The 19,969-nt window shown below is 60.0% G+C and carries 20 protein-coding genes; 10 read left to right on the top strand and 10 right to left on the bottom strand.

Features of this window, described 5'->3' with window-relative positions; all coding sequences use genetic code 11:
• Positions 1-29: 29 nt before the first annotated feature.
• The 5 genes from gyrB to ASE60_RS18710 all read right to left on the bottom strand — a co-directional run bounded on the left by gyrB (position 30) and on the right by ASE60_RS18710 (position 5,357).
• Complete coding sequence (gene gyrB, locus ASE60_RS18730) at positions 30-2,465, bottom strand: DNA topoisomerase (ATP-hydrolyzing) subunit B (protein ID WP_057252031.1); 2,436 nt, start codon at positions 2,463-2,465, stop codon at positions 30-32.
• Positions 2,466-2,600: 135 nt separating this feature from the next.
• Positions 2,601-2,978 (bottom strand): helix-turn-helix transcriptional regulator, encoded by a 378-nt coding sequence (locus tag ASE60_RS18725; RefSeq protein ID WP_057252030.1) that lies wholly within the window; start codon positions 2,976-2,978, stop codon positions 2,601-2,603.
• Positions 2,975-3,544 carry a Smr/MutS family protein gene (locus tag ASE60_RS18720; RefSeq protein WP_057252029.1) on the bottom strand — a complete coding sequence of 190 codons (570 nt, stop codon included), beginning with the start codon at positions 3,542-3,544 and terminating at the stop codon, positions 2,975-2,977. Before ASE60_RS18720 ends, ASE60_RS18725 begins: the two co-directional genes overlap by 4 nt.
• Complete coding sequence (locus ASE60_RS18715) at positions 3,537-4,637, bottom strand: murein transglycosylase A (protein ID WP_057252028.1); 1,101 nt, start codon at positions 4,635-4,637, stop codon at positions 3,537-3,539. Before ASE60_RS18715 ends, ASE60_RS18720 begins: the two co-directional genes overlap by 8 nt.
• A 15-nt stretch (positions 4,638-4,652) precedes the next feature.
• On the bottom strand, positions 4,653-5,357 hold the full coding sequence (locus ASE60_RS18710; RefSeq protein ID WP_057252027.1) for a Tim44/TimA family putative adaptor protein: 705 nt from the start codon (positions 5,355-5,357) through the stop codon (positions 4,653-4,655).
• 210 nt (positions 5,358-5,567) lie between these two features.
• Here ASE60_RS18710 and ASE60_RS18705 point away from each other — a divergent pair, with 210 nt between their 5' ends.
• A complete protein-coding gene (locus ASE60_RS18705) occupies positions 5,568-6,074 on the top strand; it encodes an FxsA family protein (RefSeq protein WP_057252026.1) in 507 nt (168 codons plus the stop codon).
• A 182-nt stretch (positions 6,075-6,256) separates the two neighbouring features.
• Positions 6,257-6,760: a protein-export chaperone SecB gene (gene secB, locus ASE60_RS18700; RefSeq protein WP_057252025.1), complete on the top strand. Its 504-nt coding sequence runs from the start codon at positions 6,257-6,259 to the stop codon at positions 6,758-6,760.
• Between the two features lie 61 nt (positions 6,761-6,821).
• On the opposite strand, the gene dnaQ is transcribed toward secB, so the two are convergent.
• The 5 genes from dnaQ to ASE60_RS18675 are packed head-to-tail and all read right to left on the bottom strand — an operon-like array spanning position 6,822 to position 10,423.
• Positions 6,822-7,526: a DNA polymerase III subunit epsilon gene (dnaQ, locus tag ASE60_RS18695; protein ID WP_057252024.1), complete on the bottom strand. Its 705-nt coding sequence runs from the start codon at positions 7,524-7,526 to the stop codon at positions 6,822-6,824.
• A complete protein-coding gene (gene coaE / locus ASE60_RS18690) occupies positions 7,519-8,121 on the bottom strand; it encodes a dephospho-CoA kinase (protein WP_057252023.1) in 603 nt (200 codons plus the stop codon). The genes dnaQ and coaE overlap by 8 nt, the downstream gene beginning before the upstream one ends.
• Positions 8,121-8,978, bottom strand: coding sequence for a shikimate dehydrogenase (locus ASE60_RS18685; protein ID WP_057252022.1), 858 nt, complete (start codon positions 8,976-8,978; stop codon positions 8,121-8,123). Before ASE60_RS18685 ends, coaE begins: the two co-directional genes overlap by 1 nt.
• Positions 8,971-9,570, bottom strand: coding sequence for a Maf-like protein (locus ASE60_RS18680; RefSeq protein WP_057252123.1), 600 nt, complete (start codon positions 9,568-9,570; stop codon positions 8,971-8,973). Before ASE60_RS18680 ends, ASE60_RS18685 begins: the two co-directional genes overlap by 8 nt.
• A gap of 31 nt (positions 9,571-9,601) precedes the next feature.
• Entirely contained in the window at positions 9,602-10,423 is an 822-nt protein-coding gene (locus tag ASE60_RS18675) for a pyruvate, water dikinase regulatory protein (RefSeq protein WP_057252021.1), read from the bottom strand.
• Between the two features lie 407 nt (positions 10,424-10,830).
• On the opposite strand from ASE60_RS18675, the gene hemE reads away from it, so the two are divergent.
• From hemE to ASE60_RS18635, 8 genes are all read left to right on the top strand, one after another.
• Positions 10,831-11,862 (top strand): uroporphyrinogen decarboxylase, encoded by a 1,032-nt coding sequence (gene hemE, locus ASE60_RS18670; RefSeq protein WP_057252020.1) that lies wholly within the window; start codon positions 10,831-10,833, stop codon positions 11,860-11,862.
• On the top strand, positions 11,859-12,401 hold the full coding sequence (gene hemJ, locus ASE60_RS18665; protein ID WP_057252019.1) for a protoporphyrinogen oxidase HemJ: 543 nt from the start codon (positions 11,859-11,861) through the stop codon (positions 12,399-12,401). The genes hemE and hemJ overlap by 4 nt, the downstream gene beginning before the upstream one ends.
• A 194-nt stretch (positions 12,402-12,595) precedes the next feature.
• Complete coding sequence (gene rho / locus ASE60_RS18660; protein WP_093233478.1) at positions 12,596-13,861, top strand: transcription termination factor Rho; 1,266 nt, start codon at positions 12,596-12,598, stop codon at positions 13,859-13,861.
• A 376-nt stretch (positions 13,862-14,237) separates the two neighbouring features.
• The gene (gene mnmE / locus ASE60_RS18655) at positions 14,238-15,566 is read left to right on the top strand and encodes a tRNA uridine-5-carboxymethylaminomethyl(34) synthesis GTPase MnmE (protein WP_057252018.1); all 1,329 of its coding nucleotides are present in this window, start codon (positions 14,238-14,240) and stop codon (positions 15,564-15,566) included.
• A gap of 100 nt (positions 15,567-15,666) precedes the next feature.
• Positions 15,667-17,550 carry a tRNA uridine-5-carboxymethylaminomethyl(34) synthesis enzyme MnmG gene (mnmG, locus tag ASE60_RS18650; protein ID WP_057252017.1) on the top strand — a complete coding sequence of 628 codons (1,884 nt, stop codon included), beginning with the start codon at positions 15,667-15,669 and terminating at the stop codon, positions 17,548-17,550.
• Positions 17,547-18,188: a 16S rRNA (guanine(527)-N(7))-methyltransferase RsmG gene (gene rsmG, locus ASE60_RS18645; RefSeq protein ID WP_057252016.1), complete on the top strand. Its 642-nt coding sequence runs from the start codon at positions 17,547-17,549 to the stop codon at positions 18,186-18,188. Before mnmG ends, rsmG begins: the two co-directional genes overlap by 4 nt.
• A gap of 15 nt (positions 18,189-18,203) precedes the next feature.
• Complete coding sequence (locus tag ASE60_RS18640; RefSeq protein ID WP_057252015.1) at positions 18,204-18,998, top strand: ParA family protein; 795 nt, start codon at positions 18,204-18,206, stop codon at positions 18,996-18,998.
• A 35-nt stretch (positions 18,999-19,033) separates the two neighbouring features.
• Positions 19,034-19,924: a ParB/RepB/Spo0J family partition protein gene (locus ASE60_RS18635; RefSeq protein WP_057252014.1), complete on the top strand. Its 891-nt coding sequence runs from the start codon at positions 19,034-19,036 to the stop codon at positions 19,922-19,924.
• The last annotated feature ends 45 nt before the right edge of the window (positions 19,925-19,969 follow it).

The raw sequence follows: 19,969 nt of genomic DNA, 5'->3' as shown, positions 1-19,969 counted from the left end.
ATTCCAAGTGGTCACGATATCCGAGAAGATCAGATGTCGAGGTTGGCGACGCTCAGTGCGTTTTCCTGGATGAAGTCGCGGCGCGGCTCGACCTCGTCGCCCATCAGGCGCGAAAACAGGCCGTCGGCATCGGTGGCGTCGGTGACGCGGACCTGCAGCAGCGAGCGGACGTTCGGATCGAGCGTCGTTTCCCAGAGCTGCTCGGCATTCATTTCACCGAGGCCCTTGTAGCGCTGCATCGAGAGACCCTTGCGACCGGCCGCGAAGATCGCATCGAGAAGCGCACGCGGTCCGCTGATCTCCAGGGTACCGTCGCGACGCCGCAGGACCGGCGGGGCAGCATAGACTTCCTTGAGCTTCGCGGTGAGCTGGTCGATGTAGCGGGCATCGGACGAGCCGATCAGCGCCATATCGAGCACCGCGACTTCCTTGACGCCGCGGACCATGCGCTCGAGGCGAAGACCGCCTTCTGCCGTGACCGCACCGCTCCAGCCGCGTTCGGTTTCCTCGGCGATGACGTCGAGGCGACGAGCAACCTCCGCAGCGACCGCCTCATAGGCATCACGCTGGCCGTTGAGCTCGACATTCAGCGCGCCGGCAATCGCTGCCTGCTCAACGATCGAGCGGTTGTAGCGCGAATGCAGCCCGTTCATCAGATTGCGCAGGCGGAGTGCATCATTGATGACTTCGCGCAGATCCTGGCCGGCGCGCACTTCGCCTGATTCCAGCTCCAGCGTGGCTTCTTCCAGACCCATCGTGATCAGGTAGTCTTCCAGTGCCTGCTCGTTCTTGAGGTACTGAGCCGACTTGCCACGCGTCACCTTATAGAGCGGCGGCTGGGCGATATAGAGATGCCCGCGCTCGATCAATTCCGGCATCTGGCGGAAGAAGAAGGTGAGCAGCAGGGTGCGGATATGGGCGCCGTCGACGTCGGCGTCCGTCATGATGATGATCTTGTGATAGCGCAGCTTGTCGGCGTTGAACTCGTCCTTGCCGATCGACGTGCCGAGCGCGGTGATCAGCGTACCGATTTCCTGACTCGACAGCATCTTGTCGAAGCGCGCACGCTCGACATTGAGGATCTTGCCGCGCAGCGGCAGGATCGCCTGGTTTTCGCGCGAGCGGCCCTGCTTGGCGGAGCCACCTGCCGAGTCACCCTCCACCAGGAAGACTTCGGACTTGGCCGGGTCACGCTCGGAGCAATCGGCAAGCTTTCCGGGCAGCGACGAGATATCGAGCGCACCCTTGCGGCGCGTCAGTTCGCGGGCCTTGCGGGCGGCTTCGCGGGCAGCAGCCGCTTCGACCACCTTGCCGACGAGGATCTTGGCTTCGCTCGGATGTTCTTCGAACCAGGTGCTGAGCGCTTCGTTGACGAGGCTTTCGACAACCGGGCGCACTTCTGAAGACACCAGCTTGTCCTTCGTCTGCGATGAGAACTTCGGATCTGGAACCTTGACCGAAAGAACAGCCGTCAGGCCTTCGCGGCAGTCCTCGCCCTGGAGCGTGACCTTTTCCCTCTTGGTGATGCCCGAGGAATCCGCGTAGGAGGTGACCTGGCGCGTCAGCGCGCCGCGGAAGCCCGCCATATGGGTGCCGCCGTCGCGCTGCGGGATGTTGTTGGTAAAGCAGAGCACGTTTTCGTGGTAGCTGTCGTTCCACCACATCGCCACTTCGACGGTGATGCCGTCCTTTTCGCCGCGGATCGATACGGGCTTGTGCACCAGCGGCTTCTTCGCCCGGTCGAGATAGGCGACAAAGGCCTCCAGCCCACCTTCATACATCAACTCGTCGCGGCGGATGTCTGAATGACGCTTGTCGGTCAAGACGATGCGAACGCCGGAATTCAGAAAGGCGAGTTCGCGCAGGCGATGTTCGAGCGTCGCATAATCGAATTCGATCTTCGAGAAGGTCTGCTCGCTCGGCATGAAGGTGACTTCGGTGCCCGTCTCCGTGCCGGCGTCGCCGGTAACGGCAAGAGCACCATCGGCGACGCCGTGCGTGAAGCTCATCTCGTGAATTTTGCCGGCGCGCCGGATTTTCAGCTTCAATGAAACCGACAGGGCGTTGACGACGGAGACGCCGACGCCGTGCAGACCGCCCGAAACCTTGTAGGAGTTCTGGTCGAATTTTCCGCCGGCGTGTAGCTGGGTCATGATGACCTCGGCTGCCGAGACGCCTTCTTCCTTGTGGATGTCGGTCGGGATGCCACGGCCATTGTCGGTCACCGTCACCGAGCCCTCCGGGTTGAGCGTCACCGTCACGATATCCGCGTGGCCGGCGAGCGCCTCGTCGATCGCGTTGTCGACGACCTCGTACACCATGTGGTGCAGACCGGAACCGTCATCCGTGTCGCCGATATACATGCCCGGCCGCTTGCGCACGGCATCCAGGCCCTTCAGCACCTTGATGGAATCGGCACCATATTCGGCGCTGGCGCCGGTTTCGGTCTCAGGATTGTCGGTCATTCAGCTACGGGTCTTTCCAGGTTGTTCGGACAGGGTGATTCGTTGCGAATCACGTCTCGGACGCCTCGCGGACTATAGAAAATTTGTCCACGGTTCCAAATCCCGGACCGCCGGGCAGCGGCCGGAAACAGGCATTCATCCCCTGTCATTATCAGGAAATGTGGCTTTTTCCAAAACATCTTCCAGGGCGCGGATCGTCTCAGGCGACAAAGCGCGGATTTGTTCGCTGAGGCGGTTGGCAAATGCCGTGTGCTCCGGCGTCAGGCCCGAGGTGTCCAGCACGACTTTCGGTGCGGAGACGTTGGCGACACGAAACAATTCCTCTGCCTCATCCCAGATCACATTGAAATAGCCGGCCACGCGCTGGAGAAAATCGAAGCTCGGCGCGCCGCGCTTTCCGTGTTCGAGGGCTGAAAGATAGGCGGCCGAAACGTTGATCGCCACTGCCATCTGTTTCTGCGACACGCCCTTCCTGCGCCTGAGTTCGCGCAGCGCCTCGCCGAAGGGTGTCATATCGCGCTTCCCCTCACGCGCGCCAGGCGGACATAGAGAGCACCCTCGCCGCCATGGTTGCGGGCGGCCTGCTCGTAGGATGAGATCAGCGGCCGGAACTCGGGCAAGGAGAACCAGAGCGGTACCGCCCGCTTCAAAGCACCGTCGCTGCCGAACGAGGTGCCCTTGCCGGTTATGACGAGCACATGGCGCAGCCCGCGCTCATGCGCCCTTAAGAGAAACTGCAACAGCAAACCATGCGCTTCGCTCTGGATCATGCCATGCAGGTCGATCCGGGCTTCGAGTGTCAGGCGCCCCTTGGCGAGCTTGCGCTTGACCGGCTTCTCAAGCGGATGATGCAGTTTCTCGCCCGTCTTTTTCGTCAGCGCGATACCCGGCTGTTCGACGGCGCCGGTCGATTTCTGCTGCTGCTGCTTGGCTTTCGGTTCTTCCTGCGTCTTTGGCTGTTCGTCTACGGCCAACATGTCCATCAGGTCGTCGAGCCGACCCGGCATCGGTCTCGTCGAGCGGGCAACCTTGCCCCAGAGAATGCGATCTTCGGACGAAAGCTCTTTTTTCTTAGGCATGGCCGTATCGTGCCGCGGCCGCCTTGGGAACGAAAACATAGAAGTCGGCCGGATTACGAACTGCCCCGGCCCGTTCGCCCGCCTCGAAGCCGGAACCGGTGAAGATGTCACCGCGCGCTGGACCGACGATCGCCGACCCCGTGTCGAGAGCCAGCATCAGGCGCTGGAAGGGCTTTCCGTCATCGAGGCGTGTCAGGCTCTCGCTCGCAATATAAAAGGGCACACCAAAGGTATGGATCAGCCGATCCACCGCCAAGGAACGTCCCGGCTCGAGCGAGACCTTGGCAGCGGCGATCGGACCCAGGTGCTCGTCCTCGACCGCGGCCTCGCGGAAGAAGATAAACGACCGGTTGTGCCAGAGGACCTCATCGACGTCGTCCGGATGCGCCTCCAGCCAGTCGCGAATGCTCATCATCGACACGGTCGCGGCATCGATCTTGCCGCGTTCGATCAGCAGCTTGCCGACGGCTGAGAAATAGTGGCCGGTCTTGGCGGCATAAGTCACGCGGCGACGCGAACCATTCGGGAATAGGAGCCGCGCCGCACCCTGGACATGAACGAAGAAAACTTCGACCTTGGACTTCGCATAGGCGATCTCCAGGCCGCGGCCGGCAAGGTAGCCCTGCTCGATTGCCCGCCTGTCCGGATACTCGCTGATCCGGCCATCCTCGGAAAGACCAAAGGCGAAATAGGGATCCATCCCGTCGGGCCGGTTGGTATCGTCGATATCGACCAGATCCGCAGGGCGTCGGTAGAGCGGATAGCGATAGGTCTCGTCCGCTTCGGCGCGAACCTCAATTTCCGGTTCGTAGAAGGCGGTGACAAAGCCGGAACCGGCTTCCGGTTCGATCCGGAACGGTACGAAGTGCTTCTCGAAGAAAGCCCGTGCGCCGTCAGCTGTGTCGACGTCGGCTGACGAAGCCGAAAAGGCCGGCATAAGATCATCGACCGAGATCCCCATCGACCCGGTGCGATAGGGCTTGGTCGAGACATGCTTCTGACAGCGGCGCATCGCCGCTATCACCTTGGTCGGGTCGTCGTCCCGCCAGCCCGGAAGATCGTCGAAACTGACGGGTTCAAGTCGAAAGGACATCGTCACCACGGCCGCTCAATTTTCGGATTCGGTGGCGATCAGCTTCCAGTTCGGATCCCGCGAACGGATGTCGCGCGCAAAGGTCCAGAGATCGTTGACCTCGGCAACCGACTCGGCGTCGCCGTCGATCAGGCCACCCTGCTTGTCATAGGTCGCCGAAATCAGCTGGCTGACGATACGGACCGTGATGTTCTCTTCGCTGTCCTTCACTTCGGCGTGAATGATGTCGGCCTTGTCAATGCCGACGAAGGTGGACTTGACGACTTCGCCCTTGCGCTCGCGGTCGGTGATCGCCGCGTCGAAGCCTTCATAGACCTCGCGGGACAACAGGTTCTTCAGCGTCTTGCGGTCACCGTCAGCAAAGGCCATGACGATCATCTCGTAGGCCATCTTGGCGCCGTTGACGAATTCCTTGGGATCGAAGCTCGGATCAGCGTCGCTCAGCGCCCGAAGCTGGGTGTTCAACGTTGTGCCAGCCTTGGCGAAGGCATCGATCGATTCGTAACGACCCGCTTCTTCTTCCGCGCTCTCGCGTCGCGGCAATTGCACGACCTTGCCCTTGTCGCCGTTTTCCGGCCCCTGGCTCATGTCACGCGGCGAATAGGGATCGAATGGCGGCCGTTCGCTTCCTGTCCGGCGGCCCAAAACGCTGCGCAGTTGCAGGAAGATGACCACCGCGGCGATCAGGAAAAAAAACGTGATAAAGTCAAAAGAGCCCATTTCCACCCGGAACCGCTGTTAGAATTTCTCGTGGCTATTCCATATAGTCCGCAAGAATAGATCATTCAAATGGCGATGTCGCACCCTTACAGCACCGAACGTCTTTTAAGACGCACAAAGGTCGCTGTGGCGCTTTAGAGTTGCTGCATGTTTTGCTCTTAAGTCGGAGACGATTTAAGAGAACACCAGGTTTCATTTTCGGGCAGATTGATGCGCTCATTGCTTATTCCCCTTGTCATCTTCGGGCTCCCGCTCGCCGAGATCGCCGGTTTCGTCGTCGTCGGCCGAGAGATCGGACTTTGGATGACGCTGCTTCTGGTGCTTGCAAGCGCATTTGTGGGTGTGATCCTGCTCCGAGTCCAGGGATTTACCGTCATCCGCAGGATGCAGGATGCCACTCGCACCGGCAGTGACCCGGGCCGGGAGGTGATCGGCGGCGCCTTGCTGTTCGTTGCGGCGATCCTGCTCGTCGTACCGGGCTTCGTCAGCGACGTGATCGGTCTCCTCCTGTTTCTGCCCTTTGTCCGCAACGCGGTGGCGGCCTATCTGCGCAAGAGGATGGCGATCGTGACGGCGGCATCCGGGACGAACTGGTACCCACAAGACGACCCGCGGCAGCCACGACCCTCGACGCGCGTCATCGACCTTAACGAAGGCGAATTTTCGCGGAAGGACGACGATGATCCGCCGCAAGGTGGGGACCGCGATCGCCCCTAGACGAGGAGCGTTTGGCGGAATGCGCATCCGGCACTCTGTCGCCCACATTCCGGAGCATAATCTCGGCTTGGCGCTTTGGAGCAAAGGTACGCGCATCCGCCTGAAAGCGCCGGGTCCGCAGGGTTGTAAGCCCTAGGCCGAAATGCTAGATGGCCTCACCGAATTGATGTCGAGGAACCCTTATGACGACTGATACCGCATCCAACGGCAACGGCAGCGCGCAGCAGAGCCCGTCGCTGAACATCCTCGCCCAGTATATCAAGGACCTTTCCTTCGAAAACCCGGGCGCTCCGCGTTCGCTGCAGGCTCGTGACAAGGCGCCGTCGATCAACATCAACGTCAATGTCAACGCCAATCCGCTCGCAGAGAACGATTTCGACGTCGTTCTGTCACTGAACGCCGAAGCCAAGGACGGCGACCGTGTTCTCTTCAATGTCGAGCTCGCCTATGGCGGCGTCTTCCGCGTTGCAGGCTTCCCGCAGGAGCACATGCTGCCGCTGCTCTTCATCGAGTGCCCGCGCCTGCTGTTCCCGTTCGCGCGCCAGATCGTTGCCGACGCGACCCGCAACGGTGGCTTCCCGCCGCTGATGATCGACCCGATCGACTTCGCGCAGATGTTCGCGCAGCGCATGGCAGAAGAAAAGGTCCGTGCTCAGGTTTCGAACTCGAACGAAACCGCGAACTGATCGAAAATCAGAACGCTGAAACAATGAAGCCCGGCTCACGCCGGGCTTTTTTGATGCCTGATTATTCCTGGGGATCGTATTTTGCCCAGATCGCCTTGGAGCCGATCTTGGCAATCAGCGCAGCGTGAGCCGCAAGTTCGTCCTCCGACAGCCGGCTCGGCAGCGGACGCGGACGCTGGCCGATGACGATCGGCACATCATCGAGCTCGATCGACTGCCCCGCCGATTTCGTCGAGACAAGGCCGAGCGCTGCCTGACGACCACCGATCATCTCAATATAGACTTCGGCGAGCAGTTCGGAGTCGAGAAGAGCGCCGTGTTTCGCGCGGTGCGAATTGTCGATGCCGTAACGACGGCAAAGCGCATCGAGCGAGTTCGGCCCCATCGGATGCTTGCGGCGAGCAAGCGCCAATGTGTCCGTCACCCGATCGATGGCGATCGGCGGCAGTCCCAGACGCGCGAACTCGGCGTTGACGAAGCCCATGTCGAAGGTGGCGTTGTGGGCGACCCAACGCGCATCACCGAAGAAATCTAGGATCTCATCGACGACATCGGCGAAGGGCGGCTTGTCCTTCAGGAAGTCGTCGCTGATCCCGTGGATGGCGAGCGCATCCGGATGAACCTTGCGGCTGCCGGGATTGATGAAGATATGCAGCGTGCGGCCGGTCGGAAACTGGTTCTCGAGTTCGACACCGCCGATTTCGATCACCCGGTCCTCGCGATTGTCGAGGCCCGTCGTTTCCGTATCGAAGATGATCTCACGCATCCGCGTCTCCGTTTCTGGCTGCGAGTTCGTCGACGACGGCCTTCACCTGGCCGCGGGTGACGTCGAAACTGTCGCTGGTATCGATGATGTAGTCGGCGCGTTTACGCTTTTCGCTGTCCGGCACCTGCCGCGCAAGGATCATTGCGAGTTTTTCCTCTGTCATTCCCGGGCGCTTCAGCGCCCTTTCGCGCTGGAGCTCGGCCGAGCAGGTCACCACGACGACGCGGTCGACCCGTTTTTCCGCTTCCGTTTCAAACAGCAGCGGGATATCCAGGACGACAAAAGGCGCAGCCGTGGCCGCGTACTTTGCAAGGAATTCCTGTTCCTTCTTGCGCACGAGCGGATGTACGATCGCCTCGAGTTCGGACAGCCGTCCCGGCGCCTCCATGAGCTGGCGCGACAGTTCGGCTCGGTCAATCTCGCCGTCTTTCGTCGTTCCGGGAAAAGCCGCTTCAACCGCTGCAACCGCCTCGCCGCGATAAAGTTGGTGCACGACCTCGTCGGCATCGTTCACCGGAACGCCGAAATCACGGAACATCTGGGCCGTCGTCGACTTGCCCATGGCGATCGATCCCGTGAGCCCAAGGACAATCATCAGTGTCTTTCCATGTCATCGATGATGCGTTGTCGAAGCGTGGCGTCGACCGTCGGCCGACAGCCGAACCAGAGCTCGAAGCCGGGCACGGCCTGGTGCAGGAGCATGCCCAAACCGTCGACGATCGCAAAACCTTGCGCCTCTGCCTGCGCAAGGATCGGCGTCTTCAGGGGAACATAGACAATGTCCGTGACGACGGCGCTGGAAGCCATGACGCCGAAATCGAGCGAGGGCGCTTCGCTGCCATCCATGCCTAGTGACGTGGTGTTGATGAACAGGCCGGCACCCGCCATCACGTCTTTGAGCGCGCCCATCGGATGCGCTTCGACCGCCGGACCGAAACGATCGGCGAGTTCCTTCGCCCGCTCGACCGTCCGATTGATGACGTGGATCGTCTTGATGCCGCGATCACGGACGGCCTGAATGATCGCACGGCTGGCGCCGCCTGCGCCGAGGATGACTGCGGTCGACGTCTTGTCCCAGCCAGCCGCCCGCTCATCGAGATTGGCAACGAAGCCGCGGCCATCGGTGTTGGTGGCGTGCACCTCTCCATCCCTGAGCCAAAGCGTGTTGGCGGCGCCGAGCTCCTGGCTCAGCTCATCCGGCCGATCCGCCAGGCGACAGGCGAGCTCCTTGTGCGGGATGGTGACATTGCCGCCACAGAAGCCGGACGTTCCGTCCTTGAGGCTTTCGATGAAAGCGGAAAAATCTTCCGGCCTGACCTCGTGCGCGCGATAGCTGCCGGGTAGACCGAGCTCATTCAGCCAATAACCATGGATCAGAGGCGACCGGGAGTGCTTGATCGGATAGCCGGTGACGAAGGCGTGGTTAACAAATGTTTCACGTGAATCACGCATCGATCGTTCCCAGTTCACGAAGTTTGGCGAGCAGCGGCAGCATCGGAAGACCGAGGATGGTGAAGTAGTCGCCTTCGATCTTTTCGAACAGCTGGATCCCCTCGCCCTCCAGCTGATAGGCGCCGACGCTCGAAAGCGCCTTTTCGCCAACACGCTGCAAGTGGCGATCGACGAAACCTGCCGTCAGCGGCCGCACCGTCATGTGGGCGGAAGAAACGTGCCGCCAGACAACCTCTTCACCGCGCAAAAGCACGATGGCGCTGTTCAGGCGATGGGTCTTTCCGGACAGAGACAGCAAATGCTGAGCCGCTTCCGCCATGTCCTTCGGCTTATGATAGACCCGTGCTTCCAGAGACATGGTCTGGTCGGAGCCGATCACCAACGCGTCGCCGAAATGGCCGGCGACGTCGCGCGCCTTTGCCTCCGCCAGCGCGAGCGCTACAGTTTCGGGTGCCACACCGGCTTCTTCGAGTGGCTTTTCCAGCGCACGTTCATCGATCTTGGCTGCCTTCGCCTCGAAAACGAGGCCGGCATTTTCCAGGAGCGCACGTCGAAACGGGCTTGCCGAGGCCAGGACGAGCGAAAGATTCATCATGCAGGTTCCCGTATTGTTCGATTCGGGTCTAGCGCAGACGCGGACGCAGGGCAACGATTGCCGCCGCGGTTTCCTCGATCGAACGGCGGGTGACGTCGATGACCGGCCAATTGTTGCGGGCGCAAAGCGACCGGGCATATTTCAGTTCCTCGGTAATCGAGGCCTTGTCCGTATATTGATCGCCGTGAAAGCCCTGCGTCGTTCCGAGCACCCGGTGCTGGCGCACCTGCGAGATACGGTCGGCCGTGGCGATCAGGCCGACGACGAGCGGCTTCGTCGCCTCCATCAATCTTTCGGGTAGCGGCACGCCCGGAACGATCGGGATGTTGACCGTCTTGATGCCGCGGTTGGCGAGATAGATGCTGGTCGGCGTCTTCGACGTCCGGCTGATGCCGACCAGAACGACATCCGCCTCGTCGAAATCGGCGGGCAACTGACCGTCGTCATGGTCCATCGTGAAATTGAGCGCGTCGATGCGGGCGAAATACTCCGCATCCATCACGTGCTGGGCGCCCGAACGGCGGCGCGACGGCGATCCCAGATAGGACTGGAAGAGGTCGATGATCGGATCGAGCACCGAGACGCAAGGGACACCCATCTCGCGGCAACGCCGATCGATGACATCGGCGAGTTCGCGGTCGACAATCGTATAGAGCACGATGCCGGGCGCACCATCGATGGCGTCGAGGACCTGCAGCAACTGTTTGCGGTTGCGGATCAACGGATAGACATGCTCCAGCGCATGCGAGCTCTGAAACTGAGCGGCGGCGGCGCGTCCGGCAGCAATCAGAGTCTCGCCCGTCGAGTCCGAAATCAGGTGAAGGTGGAAGTAGTTTTTCTTGTTCTCCACGCAATTCTCCTGGTGCTGTTGATAAGCCGGGATGAAAGACAGCTAACGACGGGGCGCCGACCCAGGCAAGTGGAAAACTGCCGACTTATTCACAATTGGCGCTGTCGCGGAAACCGTTTCGGGGCAAATGTGGAAAAGACTCGCGACGATGACAAAGTGTCACGCGTATCAACCGCTTGTCCACAAGCGTGACCAAATCCGTGGTTCCGCTAACCGACTGAATCCAAATGCCTTTATTCGTCTCTCTGCACTGTTTTTCCAGATTGCCCAGATACTGTCCCATCGCGCGTTGTCCCGAGCGACAGCCGTGGACAAGTCAGTGGCTTGTTTTAATCCTTGATACCCACCGACTCTAAGAAATAGAAACCTTCTAAATATCTTTGATTTTATATTGGGAGAGATGATCCGTGACCGAAACGCGCAGAAAGGTTCTGGAGGTTTTGGCAGGGAAGACGGTGTCTCCTCCTCCGATCTGGCTGATGCGCCAGGCAGGCCGTTACCTGCCGGAGTACAGGGCTACACGGGCTACGGCCGGGAGCTTCCTCGATCTCTGTTACACACCCGATCTCGCAGTCGAGGTGACGCTGCAGCCGATCCGTCGATACGCTTTCGACGCTGCCATCCTCTTCTCCGATATCCTGGTCATTCCCGATGCTCTGAAACGCAATGTGCGCTTCGAGGAAGGCCACGGGCCACGAATGGATCCGATCGATGTCGACGGTATTTTGCGCCTGAAGCCGGAGGGCATCGCTGAGCACCTCCAGCCTGTCTTTGAGACGGTATCGCGGTTGCGCGCTGAACTTCCCGTCGAAACGACCCTGCTCGGTTTCTGTGGCGCTCCCTGGACGGTTGCGACCTATATGATCGCCGGACACGGGACGCCGGACCAGGCCCCTGCCCGCCTTTTCGCCTACCGCAACCCGGAAGCCTTCGATCATCTGCTGTCCTTCCTGGCGGATGTCTCGGCCGATTATCTCGTGCGGCAGATCGATGCCGGCGCCGATGCCGTGCAGATCTTCGATTCCTGGGCCGGCGTTCTCGGCGAGGAGGAATTCGCCCGTTACGCGGTCAAGCCGGTGCAGCGCATGATCGCTTCGGTCAGGGCGCAGCGGCCGCATGCAAAGATTATCGCCTTTGCAAAAGGCGCCGGTCAGTTGTTGAAGACTTATCGCCAGGCGACGGGCGCCGACGCCATCGGCCTTGACTGGACCGTGCCGCTTTCCTTTGCGAAGGATCTGCAGAAGGAAGGGCCGGTCCAGGGCAATCTCGATCCGATGCGGGTCGTGGCGGGCGGCATGGCGCTCGAGGAAGGCATCGATCGTATTCTCGATGCGCTTGGCCATGGGCCGCTGATCTTCAATCTCGGCCATGGCATCACGCCGCAGGCCGATCCGGATCACGTGTCGGCGCTGGTTGCGCGGGTTCGTGGAGCGCAATGATGGCCGAGAAGCAGACCGACTTAGCGCCCGGCAACAGGGCGCGGCTCAGGGCAACGATCGCGCTTGGTGCTTTCGTGGCGCTTCTCGTCGGTCTCTTCGTCTGGCGGCCGGATGATTTCTATCTCTGGATCAAGGCGTTGCATGTCATCGCGGTGATGTCATGGATGGCAGCCCTGCTCTACATGCCGCGCCTTTTCATCTACCACACCGACGCCGCGCCGGGCTCCGCGCAATCGGAAACCTTCAAGATGATGGAGATGCGGCTGCTGAAGGTGATCATGAACCCGGCGATGATGATCTCCTGGGTGCTCGGCCTCTACCTCGCCTGGAGCGTCTATGGCTTCCACGGCGGGTGGCTGCACGCCAAGCTGCTGTTCGTGGTGCTTTTGACGGCAGTCCACATGCGCTTCAGCCGTGGCGTTCGCGAATTTCAGCGTGACGAAAACAAGCACGATGCGCGCTATTGGCGGCTGATGAACGAGGCCCCGACGCTGCTGATGATTCTCATCGTGATCATGGTCGTGGTGAAGCCGTTCTGAATTTAATCGATTCGTGATTTGCAATAGTCGTTTCTAATTTGCGACAGCCCCTTGCAGGGTTTCACGTGAATCGCTATTTTCTGCCATCTCCTCTTCATGGCTTGTGACAAAGACAAGAGCCTGCCTCTTCCAGCCGCAGCTCCCCAACGAATACTCGCCATCTCTCCACTACCCATACCAAACATGGATCCTTCATGGCTGAAATGAAGCTACAAGAACTCAAGAACAAGACGCCGACCGATCTGCTCGCCTTTGCCGAGGAGCTCGAGGTGGAGAACGCCAGCACGATGCGCAAGCAGGAGCTGATGTTCGCGATCCTCAAGATGCTCGCGGCTCAGGATATCGAAATCATCGGCGAAGGCGTTGTTGAAGTGCTGCAGGATGGGTTCGGCTTTCTCCGGTCCGCGAATGCAAACTACCTTCCCGGCCCTGATGATATCTACATCTCGCCTTCCCAGATCCGCCGCTTCTCGCTGAAGACCGGCGACACGGTCGAGGGCCCGATCCGCGGACCGAAAGAAGGCGAGCGCTACTTCGCTCTCCTCAAAGTCAACACCATCAATTTCGACGATCCGGAAAAGATCCGTCACAAGGTTCACTTCGACAACCTGACGCCGCTCTATCCTAACGAGCGCTTCAAGATGGAACTCGAGGTTCCGACGTCGAAAGATCTCTCCGCCCGCGTCATCGATCTGGTGGCGCCGCTCGGCAAAGGCCAGCGCGGTCTGATCGTCGCACCGCCGCGCACCGGCAAGACGGTTCTGTTGCAGAACATCGCGCACTCGATCACCGCCAATCATCCGGAATGCTATCTGATCGTTCTTCTGATCGACGAGCGTCCGGAAGAAGTGACGGACATGCAGCGCTCGGTGAAGGGCGAAGTCGTTTCATCGACCTTCGACGAGCCGGCGACGCGCCACGTCCAGGTCGCCGAAATGGTGATCGAAAAGGCGAAGCGTCTTGTCGAACACGGCCGCGACGTCGTCATCCTGCTCGACTCGATCACCCGCCTCGGCCGCGCCTACAACACGGTTGTTCCGTCATCGGGCAAGGTCCTGACCGGTGGTGTCGACGCCAATGCGCTGCAGCGTCCGAAGCGCTTCTTCGGTGCCGCCCGTAACATCGAAGAGGGTGGCTCGCTGACGATTATCGCGACCGCGCTGATCGATACCGGCAGCCGCATGGACGAAGTCATCTTCGAAGAATTCAAGGGCACCGGCAACTCGGAAATCGTGCTCGACCGCAAGGTCGCCGACAAGCGCATCTTCCCGGCGATGGACATTCTCAAGTCCGGCACGCGTAAGGAGGACCTGCTGGTGCCGCGCCAGGATCTGCAGAAGATCTTCGTGCTCCGCCGCATCCTGGCGCCGATGGGCACGACCGACGCGATCGAGTTCCTCATCGACAAGCTCAAGCAGACGAAGAACAATGGCGATTTCTTCGACTCGATGAACACGTAAGACCCGTTCGATATCCGATTTCAAAGACCGGTCGACCTATCGTCGACCGGTCTTTTGTTTTCCCAGAACCTTATCCGGATTCTTCTTCCTCATTGATTCGGCTTCGCAACAATCTCGTTCTCTCCGGGATCTGGGAGAGGTGATCGCTCCGGCTGATTCACGTGAAACACACCGACGCTGTGAAACATGAGCGTGGCGGGACCTTGATATTTCGGCGCCGTTTCGGCATAAGCTCCCCGACCCTTTGAGATGCCGTTTCCATTCTGCGTGAGCACGCTCCGCGAAGAAAAAACGATCCGGTCTGGAACTTCGACGATCCCCATTGTTTCGACCAGCGAGGCGCCCTGCCGTCTCGGCGGTCTTTCCAGGTGAGCCAATGACAGCGATGCACACGATATATGCGCTTTCCAGCGGAGCCCTTCCCGCTGGTGTCGCGGTTGTGCGTGTCAGCGGCCAGCACACCGCAGCGGTGCTTGAGGCATTGTGTGGCGAGGCCCCATCACCGCGGATAGCGACGCTCAAATCGATTCGCTCTCGCAACGGTTTCGTGATCGATAGCGGCCTCGTTCTCTATTTCCCTGGTCCTGCCTCTTTCACGGGCGAGGACTGCGCCGAGTTTCAAATCCACGGCGGCCGCGCTGCGGTGAACGCCCTGCTCGAGGAGCTTTCGAAGTTCGAAGGGCTGCGCCACGCCGAAGCGGGTGAGTTTTCACGGCGCGCCTTCCAGAACGGCAAGTTGGATCTGGTGGAAGTCGAGGGTCTCGCTGACCTGATCGTTGCCGAGACCGAAATGCAGCGCCGCCTGGCGATCGAACACTCCGGCGGCGGGCAATCAAAAGTCTACGCGGCCTGGGCGAAGCGCCTGACGCATGCGCGGGCGATGATCGAAGCTGAACTCGACTTTGCTGACGAGGACGATGTGCCGGGCTCGGTGAGCGAACGCATCTGGCAGGACATGTCCGTGCTTGCACAGGAGATCGCCGCACACATCGCCGATGCGCCGATTGCCGAGATCATCCGTGATGGGCTGAAGATCGTCATCGCCGGTGAGCCGAACGCCGGAAAGTCCAGCTTGCTCAATGCACTGGCGCAGAGAGATATCGCGATCGTCACGGAAATTGCCGGGACAACGCGTGACGTGCTCTCGGTGGATCTTTCATTAGCCGGATTCTCAGTCAAGCTTTATGACACCGCCGGTCTGCGTGAAACCGAGGAACGTGTCGAGCAAGAGGGCATACGTCGCGCGCGAGAAGTTATCGAGCGAGCAGATTTGATCCTCCTCCTTTCGGAGACGGCGAGCGGCTTTGATTCTCTGTCCGATATCACATCTGACGGCACTGCCGTCTTGCGTGTAGCAACGAAGATAGATCGAGATGATCGGCAATGGTCTCCTGATGAAGCCGATGTTTTGATCTCGACCCGGACGGGTGAAGGCATGGATCGCCTACTGGATGAGATCGCCGCCCATCTCCCCGACCTCAGCGGTCGAACGTCCCTTGCCTTGCCTTCACGTCGCCGTCACGTCGATAGTCTCCGGCAGGCTCTTCGGGCAATCGAAGAGAGCTTGGCGGGGCAACATTACGGCCTGGACATCCGAGCAGAGCAGCTTCGTCTTGCCGGAGACGCGATTGGACGGATTACCGGGCGGGTGGATGTCGAGAACCTTTTGGATGTGATATTTTCCGAATTCTGTATCGGAAAATAGTCTGTGGAAACAACGATACAACGTTTGCGAGTCCTTCGTTGTGTTTCACGTGAAACGATTCGTGCCGGTGCAAAGGTGTGCTGGCTTGGAGATATGAGCAATGACCCAGTATGATGTTATCGTCATTGGCGGTGGACATGCCGGTTGCGAGGCGGCTGCCGCGGCTGCACGTCTCGGCGCCAACACGGCACTGATCACGCACAAGGCGTCGACCATCGGCGTGATGTCCTGCAATCCAGCGATTGGTGGATTGGGCAAGGGCCATCTCGTGCGCGAGATCGATGCCATGGATGGTCTGATGGGTCGGGTCGCCGATGCCGGCGGGATTCAGTTTCGCCTGCTCAACCGTCGCAAGGGCCCGGCTGTCCGCGGTCCGCGCACGCAGGCCGACCGGCGCCTTTATCGCGAAGCCATGCAGCGCGAAATAAGCGGCATTGCCAACCTCACGGTGGTTGAGGGTGACGCCTTCGACTTGATCGAGAGCGATGGCAAGGTCAGCGGTGTCGTCATGAAGGACAGCCGGACGTTTGCATCGACGTCCGTGGTTTTGACGACCGGCACCTTTCTGAAGGGGCTGATCCATATCGGCGACCAGAAGATCCCGGCTGGCCGCGTTGGTGAAGAACCCTCTGTTGGGCTTTCGGCGACACTGCTGCGCTATGGTCTGAAGCTGGGACGTCTGAAGACCGGTACGCCGGCACGCCTGGATGGGCGCACGATCGATTGGGACAGTGTCGGCCGACAAGGTCCCGACGAGGATCCTGTACCGTTCTCCTTCATGACCGACCGCATTCTGAACCGTCAGATTGATTGCGGCGTGACGCGCACGACCGAGGCCACCCACAAGATCATCGCCGACAATATCGGAAAGTCCGCGATGTATTCGGGTCAGATCGAAGGCGTCGGTCCGCGCTATTGCCCGTCGATCGAAGATAAGATCGTGCGTTTTGGCGAGCGCGACGGTCATCAGATCTTCTTGGAGCCGGAAGGCCTCGACGATGACACCATCTATCCGAATGGGATCTCGACCTCATTGCCGGCTGATACCCAGGAGGCGTTCATTCGAACAATTCCGGGATTGGAGAATGTGGCGATCCTGCAGCCCGGCTATGCCATCGAGTATGACCATGTGGATCCGCGCGAGTTGAACGCGACGCTGGCGGTGCGCAAGATGCCCGGCCTGTTCCTGGCAGGGCAGATCAACGGGACGACAGGTTACGAAGAAGCCGGCGCCCAGGGGCTGGTCGCGGGCCTGAATGCGGCGCTGCTGGCGACCGGTCGGCCCGAGGTGATCTTCAGCCGCACCAACTCCTATATCGGCGTCATGATCGACGACCTGACGTCGCGCGGCATTACCGAGCCTTACCGCATGTTTACATCTCGAGCGGAGTATCGTTTGTCGCTGCGCGCTGATAATGCCGATGCGCGACTGACGCCATTGGCGATGGAACTCGGCTGTATTTCAGATGCGCGCCGCGACCGCTTTACCGACTGGCAAGTACAGTTCGATGATGGACGGCAACTGTTGAAGAGCCTCTCGGTGACGCCAGCCGAAGGCAATCGTCATGGCCTGAAGCTGAACCAGGATGGCCAGCGGCGCACCGCCTTTGAAATCCTCTCCTATCTGGATCAATCGATTTCCGCCTTGGTGCCGATCTGGCCGGAGCTGTCGTCGATTGGTTCACGGGTCGTCGAGGCGCTGGAAATTGACGCCGCCTATGCGGTCTATATGGACAGGCAGGCGGCGGATATTGCAGGCATTCGCCGCGAGGAAAATCTGGTGATCCCTGAAGGCTTTGACTTTGACAGGCTGTCGGGATTGTCCAATGAGTTGAAGCAGAAGCTGAAGCAGCATGCCCCGCGCAATCTGTCGCAGGTGATGAAGGTTGATGGCATGACGCCCGCCGCCGCATCGCTGATCCTTGCCTGGCTGAAGCGTCAAAACGGAAGCGCAGAACGCGAAGAAAAGGCAAGTGCACAATGAAAACGAGTCCAATCGATGTGTTGAACGGACTGCGTGTTTCACGTGAAACGAATGAACGCCTGGAGCACTTTGCCCGCCTTTTTCAGAAGTGGGCGAAGTCGATCAATCTCGTAGCGCCTTCGACGATTGAGGATCTATGGCGCCGCCATATCGTTGATAGCTTGCAGCTTGTACAGTTGTCGCCCGAGCCAAAGACCTGGGTTGATCTGGGAAGCGGCGGCGGCTTCCCGGGCATCATTACGGCGATCTATCTCTCGGAGTGCGCTGACGGCTGGGTGCATCTCGTCGAAAGCAACAAAAAGAAAGCCGCATTCTTGCGAGTCGCCTTGGCCGAAACGGGCGCGCGTGGCTCCGTTCACCCGATTCGAATCGAAGAAGCCGGCAAGGTGATTCCGCACGCCGACGCGGTTTCGGCGCGGGCCTTGGCCGATTTGACGCTCTTGCTCGACTACTCTGCGCCGTGGTTGCTGGCAGATGAGCGCAAAACGGTCGCCTATTTCCACAAAGGGCGGGATTACCAGCGCGAAATCGACAAAGCCATTGGCCGCTATCAGTTCGATCTGGTAAAACATCCAAGCGTCGTCGAGCCGGACTCTGTTGTGCTCGAGATCGCAAATCTATCACGCAAGGTTCAGTGATCGGCGAGCGGAAACATGTTTGGCGCAAGAAATCGGATCATCACAATCGCAAATCAGAAAGGTGGAGTCGGTAAAACGACGACCGCCATCAATCTGGCGACTGCTCTCGCGGCAATCGGCGAACGAGTCCTCATCGTCGATCTCGATCCGCAAGGCAATGCCAGCACCGGTCTGGGTATTCAGCGGCGCGATCGGAACCTCTCATCCTATGAGCTGATGATGGGCTCGCACGGGATCAACGAGATAGCACAGCAAACCGCTGTGCCGAATCTTTCGATTGTGCCTTCGACCATGGATCTTCTCGGCGTCGAGATGGAGATTTCTCAGGAACCGGACCGGGTCTTCCGCCTGCGCAAAGCTTTGGTCAGCCCGGCGGCGATGGAGTACTCCTATGTGCTCGTCGATTGCCCGCCGTCGTTCAATCTCCTGACGATGAATGCCATGGCCGCAGCGCATTCCGTGCTGGTGCCGTTGCAGTGCGAGTTCTTCGCGCTGGAAGGTCTCAGCCAGCTGTTGGAAACTGTGGATCAGGTTCGCCGATCGGTGAATCCGTCGCTGGATATACAGGGTATCGTGCTGACGATGTTCGACTCGCGCAACAATCTCGCCCAGCAGGTCGTCAGTGATGTCCGGACCCATCTTGGCGACAAGGTCTATCACACGCTCATTCCGCGCAATGTTCGCGTTTCCGAGGCGCCGTCCTATGGCAAGCCTGCGATTCTCTATGATCTGAAATGCGCTGGAAGCCAGGCCTATCTGCAGTTGGCATCGGAAGTGATTCAGCGTGAACGCCAGCGCAAGGCTGCATAATCATTTCGGTAGCGTAATTTAAATCGGGTGACGATATGAACGACGATAGCTCGAAGAGACGGCTTGGTCGCGGACTGGCCGCGTTGATCGGCGAGATGGATCAACCGCTGCAGGCAGGTGCTTCCGCCCCTGCCCCGGTCAACCCGGACCGGCGTGTGCCGATTGAGTTCGTGTCGCGCAACCCGCGCAACCCGCGCCGGCAGTTCGACGAAGCCGAACTTCAGGATCTCGCCAATTCGATTCGTCAGCACGGCATCGTTCAGCCTGTTGTCGCTCGCACGATCGGCGCCGACCGCTACGAGATCATCGCCGGCGAACGTCGTTGGCGGGCGGCACAGTTAGCCGGATTCACCGAGATTCCGGTCATTATCCGTGACGTTGACGATCGCACGGCGCTCGAGATCGCGATCGTCGAAAACGTTCAGCGCTCGGATCTCAACCCGCTCGACGAGGCGCTCGGCTATGAGCAGTTGATTGCCGAGCACGGTTATACGCAGAACGATCTCGGCGAAATTATCGGCAAGAGCCGCAGCCACGTCGCCAACAGCCTGAGACTGCTGAAATTGCCGGAACCGGTGCGCGACATGCTGTCGGAAGGCGCGCTGTCTGCCGGGCATGCGCGCGCGCTGATTCCCACGTCGGATCCGGCGGCGCTGGCCCGCACGATCGTCTCCAAGGGGCTTTCGGTGCGTGATGCCGAGCGCATCGCCCAGAACGATATCCGCGCACAGAACGACCCGAATTTCGGCAAGACGGCACGCCGCGACGAGAAGGATGCGGACACGCTGGCGCTTGAACGCACCCTGTCGGACAGCCTTGGCCTCGAGGTGACCGTCAATCACAAGGCTTCCGGCGGCCATCTTCGCATCGCTTACAAGACGCTCGATCAGCTTGAGGAAATCTGCCGGCTGCTCGAGCGCCGCTGAGCGCTTACAAACGGCATTGTGAGAACAATCGAGAGGCGCGCCCTG

The organism is Ensifer sp. Root278 (assembly GCF_001429285.1).
GTDB lineage: Bacteria > Pseudomonadota > Alphaproteobacteria > Rhizobiales > Rhizobiaceae > Ensifer.
This window is presented reverse-complemented; position numbering and strand designations above follow the sequence as displayed.